The organism is Xanthomonas sp. CFBP 8151, assembly GCF_011761885.1.
Classification (GTDB): domain Bacteria; phylum Pseudomonadota; class Gammaproteobacteria; order Xanthomonadales; family Xanthomonadaceae; genus Xanthomonas; species Xanthomonas arboricola_B.
The window spans coordinates 289,817-314,429 of record NZ_JAASQZ010000002.1; the positions used below are offsets into that span (position 1 = coordinate 289,817).

Annotated in this window: 29 protein-coding genes; all 29 read right to left on the reverse strand. The window is 61.8% G+C overall.

Annotation, left to right across the window (positions count from 1 at the left end; translation table 11 throughout):
* Position 1 precedes the first annotated feature (1 nt).
* The 29 genes from rplO to rplJ all read right to left on the reverse strand — a co-directional run bounded on the left by rplO (position 2) and on the right by rplJ (position 24,269).
* Positions 2-445 carry a 50S ribosomal protein L15 gene (rplO, locus tag FHT08_RS09080; RefSeq protein ID WP_016900650.1) on the reverse strand — a complete coding sequence of 148 codons (444 nt, stop codon included), beginning with the start codon at positions 443-445 and terminating at the stop codon, positions 2-4.
* 4 nt (positions 446-449) lie between these two features.
* On the reverse strand, positions 450-641 hold the full coding sequence (gene rpmD / locus FHT08_RS09085) for a 50S ribosomal protein L30 (RefSeq protein ID WP_024938563.1): 192 nt from the start codon (positions 639-641) through the stop codon (positions 450-452).
* On the reverse strand, positions 634-1,176 hold the full coding sequence (gene rpsE / locus FHT08_RS09090; RefSeq protein ID WP_003486682.1) for a 30S ribosomal protein S5: 543 nt from the start codon (positions 1,174-1,176) through the stop codon (positions 634-636). The genes rpmD and rpsE overlap by 8 nt, the downstream gene beginning before the upstream one ends.
* A 159-nt stretch (positions 1,177-1,335) precedes the next feature.
* The gene (rplR, locus tag FHT08_RS09095) at positions 1,336-1,695 is read right to left on the reverse strand and encodes a 50S ribosomal protein L18 (RefSeq protein WP_016900655.1); all 360 of its coding nucleotides are present in this window, start codon (positions 1,693-1,695) and stop codon (positions 1,336-1,338) included.
* A 90-nt stretch (positions 1,696-1,785) separates the two neighbouring features.
* Entirely contained in the window at positions 1,786-2,313 is a 528-nt protein-coding gene (gene rplF / locus FHT08_RS09100; protein WP_104532919.1) for a 50S ribosomal protein L6, read from the reverse strand.
* 15 nt (positions 2,314-2,328) lie between these two features.
* The gene (rpsH, locus tag FHT08_RS09105; protein ID WP_010371096.1) at positions 2,329-2,727 is read right to left on the reverse strand and encodes a 30S ribosomal protein S8; all 399 of its coding nucleotides are present in this window, start codon (positions 2,725-2,727) and stop codon (positions 2,329-2,331) included.
* A gap of 205 nt (positions 2,728-2,932) precedes the next feature.
* Positions 2,933-3,238 carry a 30S ribosomal protein S14 gene (gene rpsN, locus FHT08_RS09110; RefSeq protein WP_005917137.1) on the reverse strand — a complete coding sequence of 102 codons (306 nt, stop codon included), beginning with the start codon at positions 3,236-3,238 and terminating at the stop codon, positions 2,933-2,935.
* A gap of 18 nt (positions 3,239-3,256) precedes the next feature.
* The gene (gene rplE / locus FHT08_RS09115) at positions 3,257-3,799 is read right to left on the reverse strand and encodes a 50S ribosomal protein L5 (protein WP_010371090.1); all 543 of its coding nucleotides are present in this window, start codon (positions 3,797-3,799) and stop codon (positions 3,257-3,259) included.
* An 11-nt stretch (positions 3,800-3,810) separates the two neighbouring features.
* Complete coding sequence (rplX, locus tag FHT08_RS09120) at positions 3,811-4,128, reverse strand: 50S ribosomal protein L24 (RefSeq protein ID WP_003486696.1); 318 nt, start codon at positions 4,126-4,128, stop codon at positions 3,811-3,813.
* A 15-nt stretch (positions 4,129-4,143) separates the two neighbouring features.
* Positions 4,144-4,512, reverse strand: coding sequence for a 50S ribosomal protein L14 (rplN, locus tag FHT08_RS09125; RefSeq protein WP_003486699.1), 369 nt, complete (start codon positions 4,510-4,512; stop codon positions 4,144-4,146).
* A gap of 14 nt (positions 4,513-4,526) precedes the next feature.
* Positions 4,527-4,796, reverse strand: a complete 270-nt coding sequence (rpsQ, locus tag FHT08_RS09130) for a 30S ribosomal protein S17 (RefSeq protein WP_016900663.1) — start codon at positions 4,794-4,796, stop codon at positions 4,527-4,529.
* Positions 4,797-4,807: 11 nt separating this feature from the next.
* Positions 4,808-4,993 (reverse strand): 50S ribosomal protein L29, encoded by a 186-nt coding sequence (rpmC, locus tag FHT08_RS09135; protein WP_006450638.1) that lies wholly within the window; start codon positions 4,991-4,993, stop codon positions 4,808-4,810.
* Complete coding sequence (rplP, locus tag FHT08_RS09140; RefSeq protein WP_011036127.1) at positions 4,993-5,406, reverse strand: 50S ribosomal protein L16; 414 nt, start codon at positions 5,404-5,406, stop codon at positions 4,993-4,995. The genes rpmC and rplP overlap by 1 nt, the downstream gene beginning before the upstream one ends.
* Before the next feature lie 5 nt (positions 5,407-5,411).
* Complete coding sequence (gene rpsC / locus FHT08_RS09145; RefSeq protein WP_024938565.1) at positions 5,412-6,146, reverse strand: 30S ribosomal protein S3; 735 nt, start codon at positions 6,144-6,146, stop codon at positions 5,412-5,414.
* A gap of 17 nt (positions 6,147-6,163) precedes the next feature.
* Complete coding sequence (gene rplV / locus FHT08_RS09150) at positions 6,164-6,499, reverse strand: 50S ribosomal protein L22 (RefSeq protein WP_002811686.1); 336 nt, start codon at positions 6,497-6,499, stop codon at positions 6,164-6,166.
* 13 nt (positions 6,500-6,512) lie between these two features.
* Entirely contained in the window at positions 6,513-6,782 is a 270-nt protein-coding gene (rpsS, locus tag FHT08_RS09155; protein ID WP_005993369.1) for a 30S ribosomal protein S19, read from the reverse strand.
* Between the two features lie 6 nt (positions 6,783-6,788).
* On the reverse strand, positions 6,789-7,616 hold the full coding sequence (gene rplB, locus FHT08_RS09160; protein ID WP_003486715.1) for a 50S ribosomal protein L2: 828 nt from the start codon (positions 7,614-7,616) through the stop codon (positions 6,789-6,791).
* 10 nt (positions 7,617-7,626) lie between these two features.
* The gene (gene rplW / locus FHT08_RS09165) at positions 7,627-7,926 is read right to left on the reverse strand and encodes a 50S ribosomal protein L23 (protein WP_002811694.1); all 300 of its coding nucleotides are present in this window, start codon (positions 7,924-7,926) and stop codon (positions 7,627-7,629) included.
* Complete coding sequence (rplD, locus tag FHT08_RS09170) at positions 7,923-8,528, reverse strand: 50S ribosomal protein L4 (RefSeq protein WP_016900669.1); 606 nt, start codon at positions 8,526-8,528, stop codon at positions 7,923-7,925. The genes rplW and rplD overlap by 4 nt, the downstream gene beginning before the upstream one ends.
* A 12-nt stretch (positions 8,529-8,540) precedes the next feature.
* On the reverse strand, positions 8,541-9,191 hold the full coding sequence (gene rplC, locus FHT08_RS09175; protein WP_006450633.1) for a 50S ribosomal protein L3: 651 nt from the start codon (positions 9,189-9,191) through the stop codon (positions 8,541-8,543).
* Between the two features lie 11 nt (positions 9,192-9,202).
* Complete coding sequence (gene rpsJ / locus FHT08_RS09180; RefSeq protein ID WP_003486723.1) at positions 9,203-9,514, reverse strand: 30S ribosomal protein S10; 312 nt, start codon at positions 9,512-9,514, stop codon at positions 9,203-9,205.
* A 458-nt stretch (positions 9,515-9,972) separates the two neighbouring features.
* The gene (tuf, locus tag FHT08_RS09185) at positions 9,973-11,163 is read right to left on the reverse strand and encodes an elongation factor Tu (RefSeq protein ID WP_104538414.1); all 1,191 of its coding nucleotides are present in this window, start codon (positions 11,161-11,163) and stop codon (positions 9,973-9,975) included.
* Positions 11,164-11,211: 48 nt separating this feature from the next.
* On the reverse strand, positions 11,212-13,329 hold the full coding sequence (fusA, locus tag FHT08_RS09190) for an elongation factor G (RefSeq protein ID WP_053045361.1): 2,118 nt from the start codon (positions 13,327-13,329) through the stop codon (positions 11,212-11,214).
* A 137-nt stretch (positions 13,330-13,466) separates the two neighbouring features.
* Positions 13,467-13,934, reverse strand: coding sequence for a 30S ribosomal protein S7 (gene rpsG / locus FHT08_RS09195; RefSeq protein WP_005993356.1), 468 nt, complete (start codon positions 13,932-13,934; stop codon positions 13,467-13,469).
* Positions 13,935-13,946: 12 nt separating this feature from the next.
* Positions 13,947-14,321: a 30S ribosomal protein S12 gene (gene rpsL / locus FHT08_RS09200; protein ID WP_002811712.1), complete on the reverse strand. Its 375-nt coding sequence runs from the start codon at positions 14,319-14,321 to the stop codon at positions 13,947-13,949.
* 221 nt (positions 14,322-14,542) lie between these two features.
* The gene (gene rpoC / locus FHT08_RS09205; protein WP_166774924.1) at positions 14,543-18,757 is read right to left on the reverse strand and encodes a DNA-directed RNA polymerase subunit beta'; all 4,215 of its coding nucleotides are present in this window, start codon (positions 18,755-18,757) and stop codon (positions 14,543-14,545) included.
* A gap of 100 nt (positions 18,758-18,857) precedes the next feature.
* The gene (gene rpoB / locus FHT08_RS09210) at positions 18,858-23,009 is read right to left on the reverse strand and encodes a DNA-directed RNA polymerase subunit beta (protein ID WP_016900677.1); all 4,152 of its coding nucleotides are present in this window, start codon (positions 23,007-23,009) and stop codon (positions 18,858-18,860) included.
* Positions 23,010-23,308: 299 nt separating this feature from the next.
* On the reverse strand, positions 23,309-23,674 hold the full coding sequence (gene rplL / locus FHT08_RS09215) for a 50S ribosomal protein L7/L12 (RefSeq protein ID WP_008574194.1): 366 nt from the start codon (positions 23,672-23,674) through the stop codon (positions 23,309-23,311).
* A 61-nt stretch (positions 23,675-23,735) separates the two neighbouring features.
* Positions 23,736-24,269 (reverse strand): 50S ribosomal protein L10, encoded by a 534-nt coding sequence (rplJ, locus tag FHT08_RS09220; RefSeq protein ID WP_166774925.1) that lies wholly within the window; start codon positions 24,267-24,269, stop codon positions 23,736-23,738.
* Between the last annotated feature and the right edge of the window lie 344 nt (positions 24,270-24,613).

The window sequence follows — 24,613 nt, forward strand, 5'->3', positions numbered from 1 at the left end:
ATTACTCCTCTACGCTGCCGCCGGCAGCTTCGATTGCCGCCTTGGCGCCCGCACTTGCGGCGACACCCTTCAGCACGAACTTCTTGCTCAGCTCGCCCTTCAGCACGATCTTCGCCTTCTTGGCGCGGCTTGGGACCAGATTGGCCGCACGCAGCGCTGCAAAGTCGATCTCACCTGCTTCCAGCTTGTCCAGCTGGTAGGACAACACTTCGGCACTGTCACGCGCCATCTTGGAGCGGAAGCCGATCTTCGGCAGACGGCGCTGCATCGGCGTCTGGCCGCCTTCGAAGCCGGCCTTGATCTTGCCGCCGCCCTTACGCGCGAACGAACCCTTGTGGCCGCGGCCGCAGGTCTTGCCAAGGCCGGAGCCGATGCCACGACCGACGCGGGTGCGCTCGGTACGGGCGCCGTCGGCGGGCTTGAGGTCATTGAGATGCAAAGTCATGGGATTAGTCCTCAACCTTGACGAGGTAGTGAACGGTATTGATCAGACCGCGAACCTGCGGGCTGTCCTTCAGTTCACGCACATCGTTGAGCTTATTCAGGCCCAACGCACGCACCGACAGGCGGTGACGCGACTGGGTTCCACGCAGGCCACGCACCAGGCGCACCTTCACGGTCTTGTTGGTGTCCTTAGCCATGGTTGAGCTCCTCCACCTTCTTGCCGCGCTTGGCCGCAACACGGGCCGGCGACTGCACTTCCGACAGACCCTTCAGGGTTGCACGGACCAGGTTGATCGGATTACGCGACCCAACCGCCTTGGCCAGCACGTTCTTGACGCCGACCGCTTCCAGCACGGCGCGCATCGCGCCGCCGGCGATGACGCCCGTACCTTCCGAAGCCGGCTGCATGTAGACGCGCGCTGCGCCATGGCCGGACTTGACGGCATGCCACAAGGTACCGTTGTTCAGATCGACAGTGGCCAGGTTCTTGCGCGCCTGCTCCATCGACTTCTGAATGGCGACCGGCACTTCGCGCGCCTTGCCATACCCGAAACCGACCTTGCCCAGACCATCGCCAACCACCGTCAGCGCGGTGAAGGTGAACTGGCGACCGCCCTTGACCGTCTTGCTGACGCGATTGACCGCGACCAGCTTTTCGATCATGCCATCGTCGACTTTCTCTTCGCGGTTACGGTCGCGATCACGACCCCGCGGTGCACGTTCTTCTGCCATCTTGATTCCTTGATTGATTGAGTATGTACAGCTCGGGGCCGCTTATGGTTGTGGAGTCACGCTGTGTTCCCGGCTCCGTTGCAAAAGAACGGGACGGTCCGGCATCTCCCCTGCCGGCGGTAACGCGGATGTGGCCGATGGCCACATCCGCAGCAGTGCTTAGAACTGCAGGCCGCCTTCGCGAGCTGCGTCGGCCAGCGCCTTGATACGGCCATGGTAGCGGTAGCCCGAGCGGTCGAATGCGACCTTCTCGATGCCGGCAGCCTTGGCGCGCTCGGCGATCAGCTTGCCGACCTTGACGGCCGCATCGCTGTTCTTGCCGTTCTTCAGGCCTTCCTTGACGTCGGCCTGCAGGGTGTTCGCCGCAGCGATCACCTTGGAGCCGTCGGCGGTGAAGACCTGCGCATACAGATGCTGGCCGGTGCGCAGCACCGACAGGCGAGCGACGCCCAGTTCACGGATGTGCGAACGGGTGGACTTGGCGCGACGCAGACGGGCGATGTTCTTGTTGATGCTCATGATATTTATCCTACGGAAGCTGAAGGAAGCAGGCTTTTGCATCGAAACGTCCGGCCATGGATGGACGGGCTCCTAGCAGAGGGACCTGCGTTACGCCTTCTTGGCTTCCTTGCGAATGATGACTTCACCGGCGTACTTCACACCCTTGCCCTTATAGGGCTCCGGCGGACGGAAACCGCGAATCTTGGCGGCGACTTCGCCGACGCGCTGCTTGTCGGCGCCCTGGACCAAGATTTCGGTCTGGGTCGGGGTCGACAGCGTGATGCCTTCCGGCGCCACGAACACCAGCGGATGCGAGAAGCCGAGCGCCAGGCTCAGATCCTTGCCCTGCATGGCGGCACGGTAACCGACGCCGACCAGCTCGAGCTTGCGCTCGAAGCCTTCGGACACGCCCTTGACCATGTTGGCCAGGATGGCGCGCACGGTGCCAGTAATGGCGATCTGCGACGGGTCGTTGGCCGACAGCGTGGCGACGTCGCCGTCGATGGCGATTTCCACGCCAACCGGCTTCGGCAGGGTCAGGGTGCCCTTCGGGCCCTTGACGCTGACCAGCTCGGGCTGGACGTTGAGTTCAACACCCTTCGGAAGGGAAACAGGCTTCTTGGCTACACGGGACATGATCGATTCCTTCCCTTAGGCCACGAAGCACAGGACTTCACCACCAACGCCGGCTTCGCGAGCCTGCGCATCGGTCATGATGCCCTTCGACGTGGAGATGATGGCGATACCCAGGCCACCCAGGACCTTGGGCAGCTCGGTCTTGCCGCGGTACTGGCGCAGACCCGAGCGCGAAAAACGCTTCAGGGTCTCGATGACCGGGCGGCCTTCGAAATACTTCAGCACGATTTCCAGCTCCGACTTGTTGTTCTCGGTCGCTGTCACGCGCAGGTCCGTGATGTAACCCTCGTCCTTCAGGACCTGGGCGATCGCGACCTTGATCTTGGACGACGGCAATTTCACCGTCTGCTTACCAACCGCGGCCGCATTCTTGATGCGTACCAGCAGGTCGGCGATGGGATCAGTCATGCTCATATGAGTACCTTTGAGTGCACCGATATCCGCTTTCGCGAAAATCTTGTGTTTTCCTGGGGATGGGCCAGGACCCTTTACGCCATGCCAGGCCCATGCGGGCAAGACAGAAGCGGAAGTATACGACAAAAGAGCCCGACTTGCGTCGGACTCCCTTGTTGAACAGAACCATCCTGTTCAAGCCGGCCGCGAACGGCCGGCAATGCTGTTACCAGCTTGCCTTGCGCAGGCCCGGAACGTCGCCGTTCATCGTGGCCTTGCGCAGCATGTTGCGACCCAGACCGAACTTGCGGTAGACACCGCGCGGACGGCCGGACAACTCGCAACGGTTGCGGTGGCGGCTCGGCGACGAATCGCGCGGCAGCTTCTGCAACTTGGTCGACGCATCGATCTTCTCTTCGTAGGACGCATCCTGACTGGAGAGGATCTTCTTCAGCGCATCACGCTTGCCGGCGAATTTCTTCGCCAGCTTTGCACGCTTGATATCGCGGTGGATCATGGAGGTCTTTGCCATTTCGGATGTCCTCGACGGTCAGTTACGGAACGGGAACTTGAACGCTGCCAGCAGCGCCTTCGCTTCCGCATCCGTCTTGGCGGTGGTGGTGATGGCGATATCCATACCGCGGATCGCGTCGACGGCGTCGAAGTCGATTTCCGGGAAGATGATCTGTTCCTTCACACCCATGTTGAAGTTGCCACGACCGTCAAAGGAACGACCGGAAACACCACGAAAGTCGCGCACGCGCGGCAGCGAGATGTTGATCAGACGATCCAGAAACTCGTACATCTTGGCGCGACGCAACGTGGTCTTGCAGCCGATCGGCCAACCGTCACGAATCTTGAACGATGCGACCGAAACGCGCGACTTGGTGACCACCGGCTTCTGACCGGAGATCTTGGACATGTCGGCGACCGCATTTTCCAGAATCTTCTTGTTGGTAGCCGCCTCGCCCACGCCCATGTTGAGCGTGACCTTGACCAGCTTCGGCACTTCCATCGGATTGGTGTAGCCGAATTCCTTCATCAGGGCCGGCACCACGTTTTCCTTGTAAAACTTTTCGAGACGAGTGTTCATGATCGCATTCCTCAGGCGTCGAGCGCCTCACCGCTGGAGCGGAACACACGCAATTTGCGTCCATCCTCCAGCACCTTGAAGCCAACGCGCTCGCCCTTGCCCGTCGCCGGGTTGACGATATTGACGTTGGAGATATGGATCGACGCTTCACGCTCGACCACGCCGCCGGCGACACCCGCCTGCGGGTTCGGCTTGGTGTGGCGCTTGATGACGTTGGCATTGGAGACGATCACGCGATCGCCGTCCACACGCACAACTTCACCCTGCTTACCCTTGTCCTTGCCGGTGTTGATGACGACCTGGTCGCCCTTCTTGATACGGTTAGCCATGTATATGTCCTCCGCTCACAGCACTTCGGGAGCGAGCGAGACGATCTTCATGAACTTCTCGGAACGCAGCTCGCGCGTCACCGGCCCGAAGATGCGGGTCCCGATCGGCTCCTGCTTATTGTTCAACAGCACAGCGGCGTTGCCATCGAAGCGGATCAGCGAACCGTCGGGACGGCGCACACCCTTGCGGGTACGCACCACGACGGCGTCGTAGACTTCGCCCTTCTTGACCTTGCCACGCGGAATGGCGTCCTTGACGGTCACCTTGATGATGTCGCCAATGTGTGCATAGCGGCGCTTGGAGCCGCCCAGCACCTTGATGCACATCACTTCCTTGGCACCCGAATTGTCGGCGACATCGAGGTAGCTCTGCATCTGGATCATGATTCAGATCTCCCTTATTCGGCCGAACGGGTGACGATTTCGACCACCCGCCAGTTCTTGGTCTTGGACATTGGAGCAATCTCGGTCACACGCACGACGTCGCCTTCGTTGCAGGCATTGTCGGCGTCGTGTGCGTGAAGCTTGGACGAGCGCTTGATGTACTTACCGTACAACGGGTGCTTGACCTGGCGCTCCACCAACACGGTGACCGTCTTGTCCATCTTGTTGCTGACGACACGGCCTTCGACCGTGCGCAGCGCTTGCTTTTCGTTGTTGTCGCTCATCGCGGCCGTCCTTACTTGGTGCTGCCGAGCAGGTACTTGACGCGAGCAATCTCGCGGCGCACCCGGCGGGTATCGTGGGTCTTCGGCAGCTGGCCGGTGACCTGCTGCATACGGAGCGAGAACTGCTCCTTACGCAGATCAGTCAGGTGGGCCTTCAGTTCGTCAGCCGACTTCTCGCGGAGTTGTTTGATATCCATCAGCGCACCGTCCGGGTCACGAAAGTGGTGGTCACCGACAATTTCGCGGCGGCAAGGCGGAACGCCTCACGTGCGATATCTTCGGGAATACCCTCGATTTCATAGATCATGCGGCCCGGTTGAATCTGCGCGACCCAGTACTCCACGTTGCCCTTACCGGAGCCCATGCGGACTTCGATCGGCTTCTTGGTGATCGGCTTGTCGGGGAACACACGGATCCACATCTTGCCGCCCTTCTTGACGTGGCGGCTGATCGTACGACGTGCTGCTTCAATCTGACGCGCGGTCAGCTGACCGTGCGCGGTGGCCTTGAGGCCGTACTCGCCGAAGCTGACGGCGTTTCCGCTCCATGCCAGGCCGTCGTTACGGCCCTTGTGCATCTTGCGATATTTGGTTCGCTTGGGTTGCAACATTGCCGTTACCTCGCTTCACGAGCCGGGCGCGAAGGACGGTCACCACGGTCGCCGCGATCGTTACGATCGTTGCGCGGGCTGTCGTCCTGCTTCTCCTGGCCAACCTGGGAGAAGTCAAAGACCTCGCCCTTATAGATCCAGACCTTGATGCCGATGATGCCGTACGTCGTGGACGCTTCGGCAAAACCGTAATCGATGTCGGCACGTAGCGTGTGCAGCGGCACGCGGCCTTCGCGGTACCACTCCGAACGGGCGATTTCTGCACCGTTGAGGCGGCCAGCCACATTGACCTTGATGCCCAGGGCACCCAAGCGCATCGCGTTGCCGACCGAGCGCTTCATTGCGCGGCGGAACATGATGCGACGCTCAAGCTGCTGCGCGATCGACTCGGCGACCAGCTGCGCATCCAGCTCCGGCTTGCGCACTTCGGTGACATTGATGTGGGCAGGAACACCCATCATCGCGCTCACTTCCTTACGCAGCTTTTCGATGTCCTCGCCACGCTTGCCGATCACCACGCCCGGACGGGCGGTGTGGATCGTCACGCGGGCGGTTTTGGCAGGGCGCTCGATCAAGATCTTGCTGATACCTGCCTGCGCGAGCTTCTTGCGCAGCATTTCACGCACTTTCAGGTCGGCTGCCAGGTAGGCGGCGAAGTCGGCCTTGCTTGCGTACCACTTGGAATTCCAGTCCTTGGCGATGCCAAGGCGAATTCCAGTCGGATGAACTTTATGACCCATGGTCTTTTCCTTTCCGCTTACTTGGCGGCGCCGACAATCACAGTGATGTGACTGGTGCGCTTGAGGATGCGGGTACCGCGGCCTTTCGCCCGCGCCATGAAACGCTTCAGGGAGGGACCTTCATCAACCATGATGGTCTTGACCTTCAGCTCGTCGACATCCGCGCCCTGATTGTTCTCGGCATTGGCAATAGCCGACTCCACAACCTTTTTGATCAGGTGCGCAGCCTTCTTGTCCGAGAACTTCAGCAGATTGACCGCACGTTCGGCGGACAGTCCACGCACCTGGTCAGCGACCAGGCGGGCCTTCTGCGGGGAGATGCGCGCGGTGCGCAGGATTGCTTTCGCTTCCATCGTCATCTCTCCCTTACCTGCTCGACTTCTTGTCGCCACCGTGACCCTTGAAGGTCCGGGTGACGGCAAATTCGCCGAGCTTGTGGCCGACCATATTCTCGTTGACGAGCACCGGAATGTGGTTCTTGCCGTTATGCACGGCGATGGTGATGCCCACCATTTCCGGCAGGATCATCGAACGGCGCGACCAGGTCTTGATCGGCTTCTTGCTACCCGCAGCGGACTCCACCTTCTTTGCAAGGTGGTGATCGACGAACGGGCCCTTCTTGAGTGAACGTGCCATGGTCGATTAGCCCCTACGATCGCGGACGATGAATTGCTGGGTGCGCTTGTTCTTGCGCGTCTTGTAACCCTTGGTCGGAACACCCCACGGGGTGACCGGATGCGGATTACCCTGGCCAGCCTTGGCCTCACCACCACCGTGCGGGTGATCGACCGGGTTCATGGCCGCACCGCGAACGGTCGGGCGAACACCGCGCCAGCGCTTGGCGCCAGCCTTGCCCAGCTTCTCGAGGTTGTGCTCGTCGTTACCGACTTCGCCGATGGTGGCGCGGCACTCGACCGGCACCTTGCGCATTTCGCCCGAGCGCAGACGCAGCGTGGCATAGATGCCTTCGCGAGCGACCAGCTGGACGGCTGCACCGGCAGCACGTGCGATCTGAGCGCCCTTACCCGGCTTCAGCTCGATACCGTGGACCGTCGTACCGACCGGGATGTTGCGCAGCGGCAGCGTGTTGCCGGTCTTGATCGGTGCGTTGGCACCGGCAATGACCTGATCGCCAGCCTTCAAGCCCTTGGGGGCGATGATGTAGCGACGCTCGCCGTCGACATAGCACAGCAGGGCGATATGAGCGGTACGGTTCGGATCGTATTCGATCCGCTCCACACGCGCCGGAATGCCTTCCTTGTTGCGCTTGAAGTCGATGATGCGGTAGTGCTGCTTATGACCACCACCGACGTGACGCACGGTGATGCGGCCATGGTGGTTACGACCACCGGACTTGCTCTGCGAGTCGAGCAGCGCCGCGTGCGGTGCGCCCTTGTGCAGATCGGGAGTAACCACGCGCACGGCGGAACGACGGCCGGGAGAGGTGGGTTTGAACTTCATCAATGGCATGGGATGGACCTCAGGCCTTGGCCGTTACGTCGATGGACTGACCATCAACCAGGCGGACGTACGCCTTGCGCCAATTGCCACGGCTGCCAGCACGGTTACGGAAGGACTTGCTCTTGCCCTTGACGTTGACCACGTTGACCGCTTTGACCTTGACGTCGAACAGCTGCTCAACCGCGGCCTTTACATCGGCCTTGGTGGCTTCGTTCGAAACTTCGAAGACATACTGGTTGGAAATTTCCTGCAGGCGCGCGGTCTTTTCGGAGACTCGCGGAGCACGCAGCACGCTGAAGATTTTTTCGTTGCTGCTCATGCCAGCCACTCCTCGACCTTCTTGACCGCATCGGCGGTGATCACGACCGTATCGGCCCCGACCAGAGCGACCGGATCCAGACCCTGCACATCACGCACCTGCACATAAGGCAGATTGCGGGCGGACAGATACAGGTGCTCGGAGGCTTCCTCGGTGACGATCAGCGGGCGCTTGCCCACATCCAGCCCCTTCAGCTTCTCGATCAGACCCTGGGTCTTGGTGGTTTCGACGTCGAACGCATCGACGATCATCAGGCGACCCTGGCGATTAAGCTCAGAGAAGATCGCGCAGATGGCCGCACGGTACATCTTGCGGTTGACCTTCTGTTCGAAGCTGCGCGGCTTGGCCGCGAAGGTCACGCCGCCGCCGACGAAGATCGGAGCTGTCAATGCGCCATGACGCGCACCGCCGCCCTTCTGCTTCTTCGACTTCTTGGTCGTGCCCGCAACTTCCGAGCGCGTCTTCTGTGCCTTGGTACCAGCGCGACCGGCATTGCGATAAGCGACGACGACCTGGTGAACCAGATCTTCGCTGAATTCGCGACCGAACACGGCATCGGAGACCGAGACCTTGTTGTTGCTACCCGTGATAACGAGTTCCATCGTCATCTCTCCTTATGCCTTGCTCGCCGGACGGACGATCACGTCGCCACCAGCTGCGCCAGGCACGGCGCCGCGGATAGCAATCAGACCACGCTCGACGTCGACCTTAACCACTTCCAGGTTCTGCGTGCTTTGCTGCACGGCGCCCATGTGGCCCGACATCTTCTTGCCCGGGAAAACGCGACCCGGGGTCTGGCGCTGACCCAACGAACCCGGCGCGCGATGCGACAGCGAGTTACCGTGAGTTGCATCGCCCATACGGAAGTTGTAGCGCTTGATGGTGCCCTGGAAACCCTTACCCTTGGTGACGCCCTGGACGTCGACCTTCTGGCCGACCTCGAAGATGTCCGCCTTGATTTCGCCGCCGACGGCGAAATCGCCGAGCTGCGCGTCTTCAACGCGGAATTCCCACAGGCCGCGACCCGCTTCCACCTTCGCCTTGGCGAAGTGTCCAGCAGCCGGCTTGTTGACCAGCGCGGCACGACGGGCACCGACGGTAATCTGCACGGCGCTGTAGCCGTCAGCTTCGACGGTCTTGATCTGCGCGATGCGGTTTGGAGTTGCTTCGATCAGCGTGACCGGTACCGAGCGACCGTCTTCAGTGAAGACGCGGCTCATACCAGCCTTGCGGCCTACGAAGCCCAACGAATATTTCTTCGTCATGGTCGTAGTCCTCAGGTCAACTTGATCTGTACGTCGACGCCAGCCGCGAGTTCGAGCTTCATCAGCGCGTCCACGGTCTTGTCGTTCGGGTCGACGATATCGAGCACACGCTTGTGCGTGCGGGTTTCGTACTGGTCACGCGCATCCTTGTCGGCATGCGGGGATACGAGGATGGTGTAACGTTCGATCTTGGTCGGCAACGGGATCGGGCCACGCACTTGCGCGCCGGTCCGCTTAGCCGTTTCGACGATCTCGCTGGCCGAACGGTCGATCAAACGATGATCGAACGCCTTCAACCGAATCCGGATCTTTTGTTCCGACATGACGGAAGCTTCCTTCGTTAAAAGAGCGACGGGCAAGGCCTCTGGGATACCTGCCCCGATATTCCTGACGTAGATGAATTCGCCACGCATCCTGCTGGCGAGGGCATTTCCTCCGCCCAAAAACTGAGGCAGACCGGTAAACCGGCCTGCCCAGACGGAAAAGTATAGTGCGCAACAAGAGCACGGTCAACAACACGTGAGTTGTTGAGTGCTCCATGCGACACGACCTTCCCGGTCTGGCGAACACGAGCGGCATCCTGCCGTTCTTTTCGCTGTAACTCAGCGCCCTACCCAGGGACACCGAGCCGCGCATTATAGCGGCGCAATTGTACTGACGCAAGCGTCCTTCCCCATAAGTACGTCGGCGCGCGCACCGACCTGGCCACAAAAAAAGGGCCGGCTTGCGCCGACCCTCTCTTTTGCAGATCCAGCGACCAAAGCCGCCGGGCTGCAGGGACTTACTTGACGATCTTGGCAACCACGCCGGCGCCGACGGTACGACCGCCTTCACGGATGGCGAAGCGCAGACCTTCGTCCATCGCGACCGGGTTGATCAGGGTCACGACCATCTTCACGTTGTCGCCCGGCATCACCATCTCCACGCCTTCCGGCAGCTGGCAAGCGCCAGTGATGTCGGTGGTGCGGAAGTAGAACTGCGGACGGTAGCCCTTGAAGAACGGGGTATGACGGCCACCCTCATCCTTGGACAGCACGTAGACTTCGGCTTCGAACTCGGTATGCGGCTTGATCGAACCCGGCTTGCACAGCACCTGGCCGCGCTCGACGTCGTCACGCTTGGTGCCGCGCAGCAGCAGACCGGCATTGTCGCCTGCCTGACCCTGGTCCAGCAGCTTGCGGAACATTTCCACGCCGGTGACGGTGGTCTTCTGGGTGTCGCGGATACCGACGATTTCGATTTCGTCGCCGACCTTGATGATGCCGCGCTCGATACGACCGGTCACCACGGTGCCGCGGCCGGAGATCGAGAACACGTCTTCGACCGGCATCAGGAACGGACGATCGACGTCGCGGGTCGGCTCCGGAATGAACGAATCCAGCGCCTCGACCAGCTTCAGGATCGCCGGCACGCCGATCTCGCTCTGGTCGCCATCCAGCGCCAGACGCGCCGAACCGTGGATGATCGGGGTGTCATCGCCCGGGAAGTCGTACTTGCTCAGCAGCTCGCGCACTTCCATCTCGACCAGCTCGAGCAGCTCGGCATCGTCGACCATGTCGGCCTTGTTCAGGAACACGACGATGTGCGGCACACCGACCTGACGCGAGAGCAGGATGTGCTCGCGGGTCTGCGGCATCGGGCCGTCGGCAGCCGAACACACCAGGATCGCGCCGTCCATCTGCGCCGCACCGGTGATCATGTTCTTGACATAGTCGGCGTGGCCGGGGCAATCGACGTGCGCGTAGTGACGGCTCGGGGATTCGTATTCGACGTGGGCGGTCGAAATCGTGATGCCGCGCGCCTTCTCTTCCGGCGCAGCGTCGATCGCATCATACGCCTTGAACTCGCCACCGAAACGCTCAGCACCGATCTTGGTCAGCGCGGCTGTCAACGTGGTCTTGCCATGGTCGACGTGACCGATGGTGCCGACGTTCACGTGCGGCTTGGTGCGCTCAAATTTAGCTTTTGCCATGACTAACTACCTCTAATTGAAAAATTTGTGAGAAGTGGCTGAGCGAACTCAGCCCTTCTTGGTGACGGCGTCGGCGATGTTGGCCGGTGCCTCTTCGTAGTGGTCGAATTCCATCGAGAACGTCGCACGACCCTGGCTCATCGAGCGCAGCGAGGTCGCGTAGCCGAACATCTCACCCAGCGGAATCATCGCGTTGATGATCTTGCCCGACGGGCTGTCGTCCTGACCCTGCAACACGCCACGACGGCGGCTCACGTCGCCCATCACGTCACCCAGGTAATCCTCCGGGCTGACGATTTCGACCTTCATGATCGGCTCCAGCAACACCGGGCTGGCTTTCGCAAAGCCCTGCTTGAACGCCATCGACGCGGCCAGCTTGAACGCCATTTCCGAAGAGTCGACGTCGTGGTACGAGCCGAACACCAGCTTGACCTTCACGCCCACCACCGGGAAGCCGGCGATCGGACCACTGGTGATCGTCTCGCGCAGACCCTTTTCAACCGAGGGAATGAATTCCTTCGGGATGATGCCGCCGGTGATGTCGTTGATGAAGAGGAAATCGTCCTTGACGTTGTCGCTCTTGCGGTCATCCTCGGTCATCGGCGACAGCTCGATCACCACGTGACCGTACTGACCCTTACCACCGGACTGCTTGGCGTGCTTGTAGTCGGACTTGACGTCGGACTTGCGGATCGTTTCGCGGTAGGCCACCTGCGGCTTGCCGACGTTGGCCTCGACATTGAACTCGCGACGCATACGGTCGACGATGATGTCCAGGTGCAACTCGCCCATGCCCGAGATGATGGTCTGGCCGGATTCTTCGTCGGTCTTGACGCGGAACGAGGGATCTTCCTGCGCCAGACGGCCCAGGGCCATGCCCATCTTTTCCTGGTCCGACTTGGTCTTGGGCTCCACCGCCATCGAGATCACCGGCTCCGGGAACACCATGCGCTCCAGGGTGATGACCTTGTCCTGCGCACACAGCGTGTCGCCGGTGGTGACGTCCTTCAGACCCACGGCAGCGGCGATGTCACCAGCGCGCACTTCCTTGATCTCTTCGCGATTGTTGGAGTGCATCTGCAGGATGCGGCCCACACGCTCTTTCTTCGACTTGACCGGGTTGTAGACCTGGTCGCCCGAGTTCAACGTGCCCGAGTAAACACGGAAGAACGTCAGCGAGCCCACGAACGGGTCGGTCATGATCTTGAACGCCAACGCCGAGAACGGCGCGGTATCGGTGGCAGGACGGGTGTCTTCCTTCTCGTCCTCGTCGATACCCGCAACCGGCGGACGGTCGGCCGGCGACGGCAACAGGTGCACGACGCCGTCGAGCATGGCCTGCACGCCCTTGTTCTTGAACGCCGAGCCGCAGAACACCGGCACGATTTCGACCTTCAGGGTGCGCTCGCGCAGACCCACCAGGATCTCTTCTTCGCTCAGGTCGCCCTCGTTGAGGTACTTGTCCATCAGGTCTTCGCTGGCTTCTGCAGCCGCCTCGACCATGAACGAACGCGCCTCGGTCGCGATCTCGACCAGATCGGCCGGGATGTCGCGGTACTCGAAGGTGGTGCCCTGCGATGCGGTATCCCAATGGATCGCCTTCATCTTGAGCAGGTCGACCACGCCCTCGAAGCCGTCTTCGGCACCGATCGGCACCTGCATCGGCACGGCATAGGCGCCCAGACGGGCCTTCAGCTGCTCGACGACCTTGTCGAAGTTGGCACCGGTACGGTCCATCTTGTTGACGAAGGCCATGCGCGGCACGGCGTACTTGTTGGCCTGGCGCCACACGGTCTCGGACTGCGGCTGCACGCCACCGACGGCGCACAGCACGAACACCGCGCCATCGAGCACGCGCAAGGAGCGCTCCACTTCGATGGTGAAGTCGACGTGCCCGGGGGTGTCGATGATGTTGAAGCGGTGCTGCGGCATGGACTTGTCCATACCCGACCAGAACGCGGTGGTCGCAGCGGAGGTGATGGTGATACCACGCTCCTGCTCCTGCTCCATCCAGTCCATCACTGCAGCGCCGTCATGGACTTCGCCGATCTTGTGACTGACACCGGTGTAGAACAGGATGCGCTCGGAAGTGGTGGTCTTGCCGGCATCGATGTGGGCCATGATGCCGAAGTTGCGGTAACGCTCGATAGGGGTGGTGCGGGCCACGGGGAGCCTCTCAATTTCTTGGATTTCGGATGGCCGAACGCCGCCTTTCGGCGGCCTTCGGATTGGATGCGACGCAAAACGCGTCGCAAACAGCACTCAGATGGTGCTGAAGGGCCCCGTTACCAAGGCCCACGAGGTCACCAGCGGTAATGTGCGAACGCCTTGTTCGCCTCCGCCATACGGTGCGTCTCTTCGCGCTTCTTGATCGCGCCGCCACGGCTTTCCGAGGCGTCCAACAGTTCTGCAGCCAGCTTGCGCGGCATGGTGTTCTCGCCACGCTTGCGCGCGGAATCGATCAACCAGCGCATTGCCAGCGCCATGCGACGGGAGGAACGCACTTCGACGGGCACCTGATAGGTAGCACCACCGACGCGACGCGATTTAACTTCGACAGCCGGGGCCACGTTGTCCAGTGCTTTCTGCACCAGCTCGACGGCATTCGGATTCTTTTCGCCAATGACGTCCATCGCGCCATAGACAATTTTCTCAGCAACCGACTTCTTGCCACTTTGCATCACCATATTGATGAAGCGGGCAATGGTTTCGCTGCCATGCTTTGGATCAGGCAGGACGGTGCGCTGCGGAGTAGAACCTTTACGGGACATTGGAGTGTTTCCTTAGCTCTTCGGGCGCTTGGCGCCGTACTTGGAACGACCTTGACGGCGCTTTGCGACGCCGGCGGCGTCCAGCGAACCACGGACGGTGTGATAACGCACACCGGGAAGATCCTTGACGCGGCCACCACGGATCAGGACCACGGAGTGCTCCTGCAGGTTGTGGCCTTCACCACCGATGTAGCTGATGACCTCTTCCTGGTTCGTCAGGCGCACTTTGGCAACCTTACGCAGGGCCGAGTTCGGCTTCTTCGGGGTAGTGGTATAGACGCGTGTGCAGACGCCACGGCGCTGCGGACACTTGTCCAGTGCCGGGGAGGCACTCTTGTAGGTGGTCGCTTGCCGAGGCTTGCGGACCAGCTGATTGATCGTCGTCATCAGTTGATTCTTCTGATTGAGAGGCCGAGACGGCCTTGCACGAAAACAAAGGCAGGCCGAAAAACGGCCCGCCGAGACAGGGAAGTATAGCTGGCAGGACGAAACTCCGTCAACTTCACGGAATTCTAACCCTGCTGGCCCATCCAAGGCCGGAAAACGGAGGGCCTCCTGCCCTCCTTTTCGCTTGGCTTACGGCGGTCTTGCGACCGCCGTCGGAGCGCTTACTCCTCGTCCGCGCCAGCGTCGGCCACGACTGCGACCGGTTCGGCCACCGTCGGCTTGCCCGACAGCGTTTCCATTTCCGAGTCGGTCAGACCCGACGACTTGCGACGTCCGGCGTGATACGCCAGACCGGTACCGGCCGGGATCAGACGACCCACGATCACGTTTTCCTTCAGACCGCGAAGGTTGTCGCGGGTGCCGCGCACGGCAGCCTCGGTCAGCACGCGGGTGGTCTCCTGGAACGAGGCCGCCGAGATGAACGACTCGGTGGCCAGCGAGGCCTTGGTGATACCCAGCAGCACCGGATCGTACTTGGCCGGCAGTTCGTTGCGCTTGACCAGGCGGGCATTTTCCTCGATGACGCGCTGGCGCTCGACCTGCTCGCCGTTGAGGAACTTGCTGGTGCCCTGGTCGGTGATCTCGACCTTACGCAGCATCTGGCGAGTGATCACCTCGATGTGCTTGTCGTTGATCTTCACGCCCTGCAGGCGGTACACGTCCTGGATTTCCTTGACCAGATACGCGGCCAGCGGCTCGACACCCAGCAGACGCAGGATGTCCTGCGGGCTCGGCTCGCCGTCCACCACGGTTTCGCCCTTGGTCACATGCTCGCCTTCGAACACGATGATCTGGCGGTACTTCGGGATCAGCTCTTCGTGTTCCGACCCATCGGTGTCCTTGATGATCAGACGCTGCTTGCCCTTGGTGTCCTTACCGAAGCTGATGATGCCCGAACGCTCGGCCAGGATCGCAGGATCCTTCGGCTTGCGTGCTTCGAACAGGTCGGCAACGCGCGGCAAACCACCGGTGATGTCGCGGGTCTTGGACGCTTCCTGCGGGATCTTGGCAACCACGTCGCCCACGCCGACGGCGGCGCCGTCCTGCAGGTTGACAATGGAGCGCGGCGGCAACAGGTACTGGGCCGGCAGATCCGTATTCGGGATCGTCAGGTCGTTGCCCTTGCCATCGACGATGCGCACGATCGGGCGCAGTTCCTTGGCATGTGCACCGCGACGCTTCGGGTCGGTGATCTCGCGCGAGGCCAGGCCGGTCAGTTCGTCGGTCTTCTCGATGACCGTGACGCCGTCGACGAAGTCGATGAAGCGGATGAAACCGGCCACTTCCGACACGATCGGGTGGTTATGCGGATCCCAGTTCGCCACGCCCTGCCCGGCCTTGACCGCATCCCCGTCCTTGGCGGTGATGGTGGCGCCGTATGGCAGCTTGTAACGCTCGCGCTCGCGGCCATGGCCGTCGAGCACGGACAGTTCGCCCGAACGCGAGACCGCAACCAACGCGCCGCTGGCGTGCGCCACCGACTTGAGGTTGTTGAACTTCACCGAACCGGTGGTCTTGACGGTGATGTTGTCCACCGCCGCCGCACGCGATGCCGCACCACCGATGTGGAACGTACGCATGGTCAGCTGGGTACCCGGCTCACCGATCGACTGGGCGGCGATGACGCCGACCGCTTCACCGATGTTGACCTGGTGACCGCGTGCGAGGTCGCGGCCGTAGCAACGTGCGCACACGCCGAACGAGGACTCGCAGCTGATGGTCGAACGCACCTTCACCGACTGCACGCTGGCGTCTTCCAGCTTGGCAACCCAGGCTTCGTCCAGCAGCGTGTTGCGCGTGACGATCGGCTCTTCGTCGTTGCCCGGCAGGTACACGTCCTCGGCCACCACACGGCCCAGCACGCGCTCCTTCAACGGCTCCACCACGTCGCCGCCTTCCACGATCGGGGTCATGATCAACCCTTCGGTGGTGCCGCAATCGACTTCGGTGATCACCACGTCCTGCGCCACGTCGACCAGGCGACGGGTCAGATAACCCGAGTTCGCGGTCTTGAGCGCGGTATCGGCCAGACCCTTACGGGCACCGTGGGTGGAGTTGAAGTACTCCTGCACGTTCAGGCCTTCGCGGAAGTTCGCCTTGATCGGCGTCTCGATGATCGAGCCATCCGGACGCGCCATCAGGCCGCGCATGCCGGCCAGCTGACGGATCTGCGCCTGCGAACCACGCGCACCGGAGTCGGCCATGATGTACAGCGAGTTCATCGACTTCTGGTCGATGGTCTCGCCCTTGGCGTTTTCGACCTTTTCAGTACCGATGGTGTCCATCATCGCCTTGGCGATGCGCTCGCTGGTGCGCGACCAGATGTCCACGACCTTGTTGTAGCGCTCGCCGGCGGTGACCAGACCGGACTGGTACTGCTCCTGGATTTCCAGCACTTCGGCTTCGGCCTCGGTGAGGATGCCCTTCTTCTCGTCCGGGATCAGCATGTCGTCGATGCCGATCGACACGCCTGCGCGGGTCGCGTAGGCATAGCCGGTGTACATCAGCTTGTCGGCGAACACGACGGTGTCCTTCAAGCCCAGCAGACGGTAGCTGGAGTTGATCAGACGCGAGATGTTCTTCTTGGTCATCTCGGTGTTGGCCAACTGGAACGGCAGGCCTTCGGGCAGGATCTCGCTCAACAGCGCACGACCGACCGTGGTGTCCACGATCGAGGTGCCGCTGCTGCGCTTGCCGTCGGCTTCCACGTCCACCTGGGTGATGCGGACCTTGACCTTGGCGTGCAGTTCCACCACGCGGTTGTCGTAGGCGCGCTTCACTTCGCTGGTGTTGGCGAACACCATGCCTTCGCCCTTCTTGTTCTCCAGGGCGCGGCTCATGTAGTACAGGCCCAACACCACGTCCTGCGACGGCACGATGATCGGCTCGCCGTTGGCCGGCGACAGAATGTTGTTGGTGGACATCATCAACGCACGCGCTTCCAGCTGGGCTTCCAGCGAGAGCGGCACGTGGACGGCCATCTGGTCACCGTCGAAGTCGGCGTTGAACGCAGTACACACCAGCGGATGCAGCTGGATGGCCTTGCCTTCGATCAACACCGGCTCGAACGCCTGGATGCCCAGACGGTGCAGGGTCGGCGCACGGTTCAGCAGCACCGGATGCTCACGGATCACTTCTTCCAGGATGTCCCACACCTCGGCTTCTTCGCGCTCGACCAGCTTCTTGGCCGCCTTGATGGTGGTGGCCAGGCCGCGACGCTGCAGCTTGGCGAACACGAACGGCTTGAACAGCTCCAGCGCCATCTTCTTCGGCAGGCCGCACTGGTGCAGCTTGAGGTACGGACCGACGGTGATGACCGAACGACCGGAGTAGTCCACGCGCTTGCCGAGCAGGTTCTGGCGGAACCGGCCCTGCTTGCCCTTGATCATGTCGGCCAGCGACTTCAGCGGACGCTTGTTGGTGCCGGTGATGGCACGGCCGCGACGGCCGTTGTCCAGCAGCGCATCGACCGACTCCTGCAGCATGCGCTTCTCGTTGCGCACGATGATATCCGGCGCATTGAGCTCGAGCAGACGACGCAGACGGTTGTTGCGGTTGATCACGCGGCGGTACAGATCGTTCAGATCCGAAGTCGCGAAGCGGCCGCCATCCAGCGGCACCAGCGGACGCAGATCCGGCGGCAGCACCGGCAGCACGGTCATGACCATCCACTCCGGACGGTTGCCCGATTCCAGGAAGGCTTCGATCAGCTTGATGCGCTTGGTGAGGCGCTTGAGCTTGGTTTCCGAACCGGTGCTGGCGATTTCCTCGCGCAGGCGGGTCATTTCCGACTGCAGGTCGATCGTGCGCAACAGCTCGTACACGGCTTCGGCGCCCATGGCGGCGTCGAAGTCGTCGTTGTACTCCTGGCGTGCGGTCAGGTACTGCTCTTCGGTCAGCAGCTGGCGGCGCTCGAGCGGGGTCAGGCCCGGCTCGGTGACCACGTAGGCTTCGAAGTACAGCACGCGCTCGATGTCACGCAGGGTCATGTCCAGCATCAGGCCGATGCGCGAGGGCAGCGACTTGAGGAACCAGATGTGCGCGACCGGCGAGGCCAGGTCGATGTGACCCATGCGCTCGCGACGGACCTTGGCCAGGGTGACTTCAGTGCCGCACTTTTCGCAGACGACGCCACGGTGCTTCATGCGCTTGTACTTGCCGCACAGGCACTCGTAATCCTTGATCGGTCCGAAGATGGCGGCGCAGAACAGGCCGTCACGCTCGGGCTTGAAGGTACGGTAGTTGATGGTTTCGGGCTTCTTCACTTCGCCGTAGGACCACGAACGGATCAGGTCCGGCGATGCCAGCGCGATCTTGATCGCGTCGAAATCCAGCGTCTGGCGCTGTTGATTGAAGAGGTTGAGCAGGTCTTTCATTTGATATCTCCGGGTCGGAGGAATTTCGTAGCTGAGATGAAACCGAGGGCCTTACGTTCCGGATCCCGGCACCGCAGCGCGGCGCAGGGATCCGTCTCGATCACTCTTCCAGTTCCATGTTGATCGCCAGCGAGCGGATTTCCTTCACCAACACGTTGAAGGATTCCGGCATGCCCGCGACCATCTCGTGCTCACCATCGACGATGTTCTTGTACATCTGGTTGCGGCCCTGCACGTCGTCGGACTTCACCGTCAGCATTTCCTGCAGGGTGTAGGCCGCGCCGTAGGCTTCCAGCGCCCAGACTTCCATCTCACCGAAGCGCTGACCACCGAACTGCGCCTTGCCGCCCAACGGCTGCTGGGTGACGAGCGAGTACGGACCGGTCGAGCGCGCATGCATCTTGTCGTCGACCAGGTGGTTCAACTTCAGGTAGTGCATGTAGCCAACCGTGGTCTTGCGATCGAACGCTTCGCCGGTACGACCGTCGTACAACTGGGTCTGACCGCTCTGCGGCAGTTCGGCCAGTTCCAGCATGCGCTTGATTTCCGCTTCGCTGGCGCCGTCGAACACCGGCGTGGCCATCGGCACGCCATCGATCAGGTTCTTGCCCAGGTTGAGCAATTCCTCATCGCTGAACTGCGACAGGTCCACGCGCTGTGCATTGATCGCGCTGTCGTGGTTGTAGATGTCGTCCAGGAACTTGCGCAGCTCGCTGACCGCCGCCTGGGCTTCCAGCATGCGCTGGATCTTGCGACCCAGGCCCTTGGCGGCCCAGCCCAGATGCACTTCCAGAATCTGGCCGATGTTCATACGCGACGGCACGCCGAGCGGGTTCAGCACGATGTCGACCGGCTCGCCGGTGGCCATGTACGGCATGTCCTCGACCGGCACGACGTTGGAGACCACACCCTTGTTGCCGTGGCGGCCTGCCATCTTGTCGCCCGGCTGGATGCGGCGCTTCACTGCCAGGAACACCTTGACCATCTTCAGCACGCCCGGTGCGAGGTCGTCGCCCTGGGTGATCTTGCCGCGCTTGTCGGCAAAGCGTGCCTCGAATTCCTTCTCGTGCGCCTGGATCTGCTTCTGCGCGCGCTCGATGGCGTCGGCAGCGTCTTCGTCCTTCATGCGCAGCTGGAACCAATCGGACTTCTTCAGCCCGTCCAGATACGCGTCGGTGACGTTGTCGCCCTTCTTCAGGTTCGGACCGCCGTTGGCGACCTTGCCCACGATCTGCGAGCGAAGACGTGCGTAGATGGCCGCTTCCAGGATACGGAACTGGTCGTCGAAGTCCTTCTTGACGCGCTTGATCTCGGACTCTTCGATCTGACGCGCGCGCTTGTCCTTCTCGATGCCGTCGCGGGTGAAGACCTGCACGTCGATGACGGTGCCGTCCATGCCCGGGGGCACGCGCAGCGAGCTGTCCTTTACGTCGGACGCCTTCTCACCGAAGATCGCACGCAGCAGCTTTTCTTCCGGGGTCAGCTGGCTCTCGCCCTTCGGCGTGACCTTGCCGACCATGATGTCGCCGGCGCGCACTTCGGCACCGATGTACACCACGCCGCTCTCGTCCAGACGGTTCAGCGCCTGCTCGGACACGTTCGGGATGTCGGCGGAAATTTCCTCCGGCCCCAGCTTGGTGTCGCGCGCAACGCAGGTCAGTTCTTCGATGTGGATCGTGGTGTAACGATCTTCTTCCACCACGCGCTCGGAGAGCAGAATGGAGTCTTCGAAGTTGTAGCCGTTCCACGGCATGAACGCGATCAGCATGTTCTGACCCAGCGCCAGCTCACCGATGTCGGTGGACGGGCCGTCGGCCAGCACGTCGCCGCGCGCGATCACGTCACCCACGTTCACCAGCGGACGCTGGTTGATGCAGGTGTTCTGGTTGGAGCGGGTGTACTTGATCAGGTTGTAGATATCCACGCCGGCATCGGTGCCGCCGCCGATTTCTGCCTCGTTGACCTTGACCACGATGCGGGCCGCGTCGATCTGCTCGATCACGCCGCCACGCAAGGCGTTCACGGTCACGCCCGAGTCGCGCGCAACCGCACGCTCGATACCGGTTCCGACCAGCGGCTTCTGCGAACGCAGCGTCGGTACGGCCTGGCGCTGCATGTTGGCGCCCATCAGTGCGCGGTTGGCGTCGTCGTGCTCCAGGAACGGCACCAGCGCCGCGGCGACCGACACGGTCTGCATCGGCGAGACGTCCATGAAGTGCACTTCGGCCGGCGGCTTCAGCAGCGACTCGCCCTGGAACCGGCACGGCACGAACTGCTCGGTGAGCATGTTCTTGGCATCGGTCAGCGCGTTCGCCTGGGCGATCACGTACTCGTTTTCCTCGATCGCCGACAGGTATTCGACGTCGTCGGAGACCTTGCCGTCCAGCACCTTGCGGTACGGCGTCTCGAGGAAGCCGTACTGGTTGGTGCGGGCGAACACGGCCAGCGAGTTGATCAGGCCGATGTTCGGGCCTTCCGGCGTTTCGATGGTGCAGACGCGGCCGTAATGGGTCGGGTGCACGTCGCGCACTTCGAAGCCGGCGCGCTCGCGGGTCAGACCGCCCGGGCCCAGTGCGGAGACGCGACGCTTGTGCGTCACTTCCGACAGCGGGTTGTTCTGATCCATGAACTGCGACAGCTGCGAGGAGCCGAAGAACTCCTTGATCGCCGCAGCCACCGGCTTGGCGTTGATCAGTTCCTGCGGGGTCAGACCCTCGGACTCGGCCATCGACAGGCGCTCCTTGACCGCGCGCTCGACGCGGACCAGGCCCACGCGGAACACGTTCTCGGCCATTTCGCCGACCGAACGCACGCGACGGTTGCCCAGGTGATCGATGTCATCGACCACGCCGCGACCGTTGCGGATCTCGGTGAGCACCTTGATCACTTCCAGGATGTCGGAGGTGTCGGTGTGCTCGGCGACCAGGCGCTTGGATTCTTCGTCGTTGCGCTCGGCGAAGTACTTCTTGTCGTACAGCACCGACTCGCCCAGCACGTCCTTGCGGCCGACGCGACGGTTGAACTTCATGCGGCCGACCGTGGACAGGTCGTAGCGCTCGAAGGTGAAGAACAGGTTGTGGAACAGGTTCTGCGCGGCTTCCTTGGTCGGCGGCTCGCCCGGACGCATCATGCGGTAGATCTCGACCAGCGCTTCGAGCTGGGTCTTGGTCGGATCGATCCGCAGGGTGTTGGACAAATACGGACCGCGATCCAGATCGTTCACCCACAGGGTGCCGACCGCATCGACGCCGGCCTTGCGGAACGCCGCCAGCTGGTCTTCGGTGATCTCGTCGTTGGCATTGGCCAGCAATTCGCCGGTCGAGCCATCGACCACGTCGTGCGACAGGATGCGGGTGAGCAGGTAGTCGTCCGGCACGGCCAGCGCGGCGACACCGGCAGCTTCGAGCTGCTTGACGTGACGGGCGGTGATGCGCTTGCCCGCTTCCACGATGACCTTGTCACCATCGGCCAGGTCGAAGTTCAGCGTTTCGCCACGCAGACGCTCCGGCACCAGCTCCAGCTGCACGCCTTCGTCCGGGTTGATGTGGAAGGTGTTGATCTCGAAGAACTCGGCCAGCATCTCTTCGTTGCTGTAACCGAGCGCGCGCAGCAGGATCGACACCGGCAGCTTGCGGCGGCGGTCGATACGGGTAAACAGCGCGTCCTTCGGGTCGAACTCGAAGTCCAGCCAGGAACCGCGATACGGAATGATGCGGGCGCTGTACAGCAGCTTGCCCGAGCTGTGGGTCTTGCCACGGTCGTGGTCGAAGAACACACCCGGCGAACGGTGCAGCTGCGAGACGATGACGCGCTCGGTGCCGTTGACGATGAAGGTGCCGTTGTCGGTCATCAGCGGAATTTCGCCGAGATAGACCTCTTGCTCCTTCACGTACTTGATGGCCTTGGTGGACGACTCGCGGTCGTAGATCACCAGGCGCACGGTCACGCGCAGCGGCGCGCCATAGCTCATGCCGCGCTGACGGCATTCACGCTCGTCAAACACCGGCTGACCCAACTTGTAGCCCACGTATTCCAGCGCGGCATTGCCGCTGTAGCTGGAAATCGGGAACACCGACTTCAGGGCCGCGTGCAGACCGAGGTCCTTACGCTTGTTCGGCTCCACGTCTTCCTGCAGGAATTCGCGATAGGAATCGACCTGGATGGCAAGCAGGAACGGCACTTCGAGAATCGAGCGCTGCTTGCCAAAGTCCTTGCGGATACGCTTTTTTTCGGTGAACGAATAAGACGTCATGAGTCTTCACCCTAGGCTGCGGGGGCCGCGTCGCGGCGGCCCTGAAATAACAAAATTGTCAGTTGGAAGTCGCTGGTATTGCCGGCACCAGCACGCCTTCTCCCGCTACTTCCAACTACCAACTCGGTGAGGCCGGGAATCGGGAATGGAAAAATGGGAATCGGATGAGCACGCGATGTTGCATTTGCGATTCCCCAATCCCGATTCCCGATTTCCGCCCGAAACGGCCAAAGGCCGGGAGCTTTACGCTCCCAGCCTTCAGTGCATCACCATGAAACGCTGGCGATGCAAGGTATTGCTTACTTGATTTCGACCGTCGCGCCGGCTTCGGTCAGTTCCTTCTTGATCTTCTCGGCTTCGTCCTTCGAAGCGCCTTCCTTCAGCATGCCACCGGCTTCGGTCAGATCCTTGGCTTCCTTCAGACCCAGGCCGGTCACGGCGCGGACGGCCTTAATGACGCCGACCTTGTTGGCGCCGCAGTTGGTCAGCACCACGTTGAACTCGGTCTGCTCTTCAACCACAGCGGCCGGGCCAGCTGCAGCAGCAGCGACCGGAGCGGCGGCGGAGACGCCGAACTTTTCTTCGATGGCCTTGACCAGCTCCATCACTTCCATCAGGGACTTCTCGGCGATGGCGTCGACGATCTGTTCGTTGGTAAGGGACATTGTGATTACCTTTAAATGATTTTCTGGATTGGGGTTCTAGGTTCTAGCGAACGCTAGGACATCAAGCTTCGGCAGTCTCGACGACCGGCGCGGCGGCTTCGTCGCCACCACCCTGCTTGTCGCCCACGGCCTTGACGGCACGGGCAAACATGGCAGCCGGTTCGGACAGCACGCGGGCCAGCATGGCCAGGGCCTGGTCGCGGGTCGGCAGCGAAGCCAACACATCGACGTGGCCGGCCGGGAACAGTTCCCCGCCGATGGACACGACCTTGGCCTGCAACTTGTCGTTGCCCTTAGCGAATTCCTTGATCAGGCGACCGGCAGCGCCGGGCTCCTCCATCGAAAACGCATACAGCAAAGGACCGACCAGCTTGTCAGCGACGACAGCGAAATCAGTACCTTCAACGGCGCGCGCAGCCAGGGTGTTCTTGACAACTTTCAAGAACACGCCGGTTTCGCGTGCCTGCTTGCGCATCGCGGTCATCTGGGAGACCGTGATGCCAGCGTATTCGGCGGCGATCAAGGAGTGGGCCTTGGCGGCGATGTCTGCCAGCTCGGCGACTACTTCTTGCTTCTGAGACAGATTGAGAGCCATTGCACTCCTCCGTTAAAGCCGGGATTGGTGATTGGTGATTGGTGATTCGCCATAGCCGTGAAGCAGCCTGCAAATCCCCAATGCCGAATCCCTCATCCCCGCTTCAAACTACTCCGCTCGCGGCTCCTGCCGGTTGCGGTCCAGGGCAGCCTCCTTCCTGGAAGCCGGGAACATCGACCGATGTTCCTTTGGTGGCCGTTCTAGACCTGGAGTGGACTCGATCCGGGATATCCCAGACGCGCGTAAACCAGAAAGCTCCAGAAGGGCGACACCATCTACGCCGGCCGGCTCTTGCGAACCTGATTAAGCGATCCCGCTGCATCGACGGCGACTCCCTGCCAGTG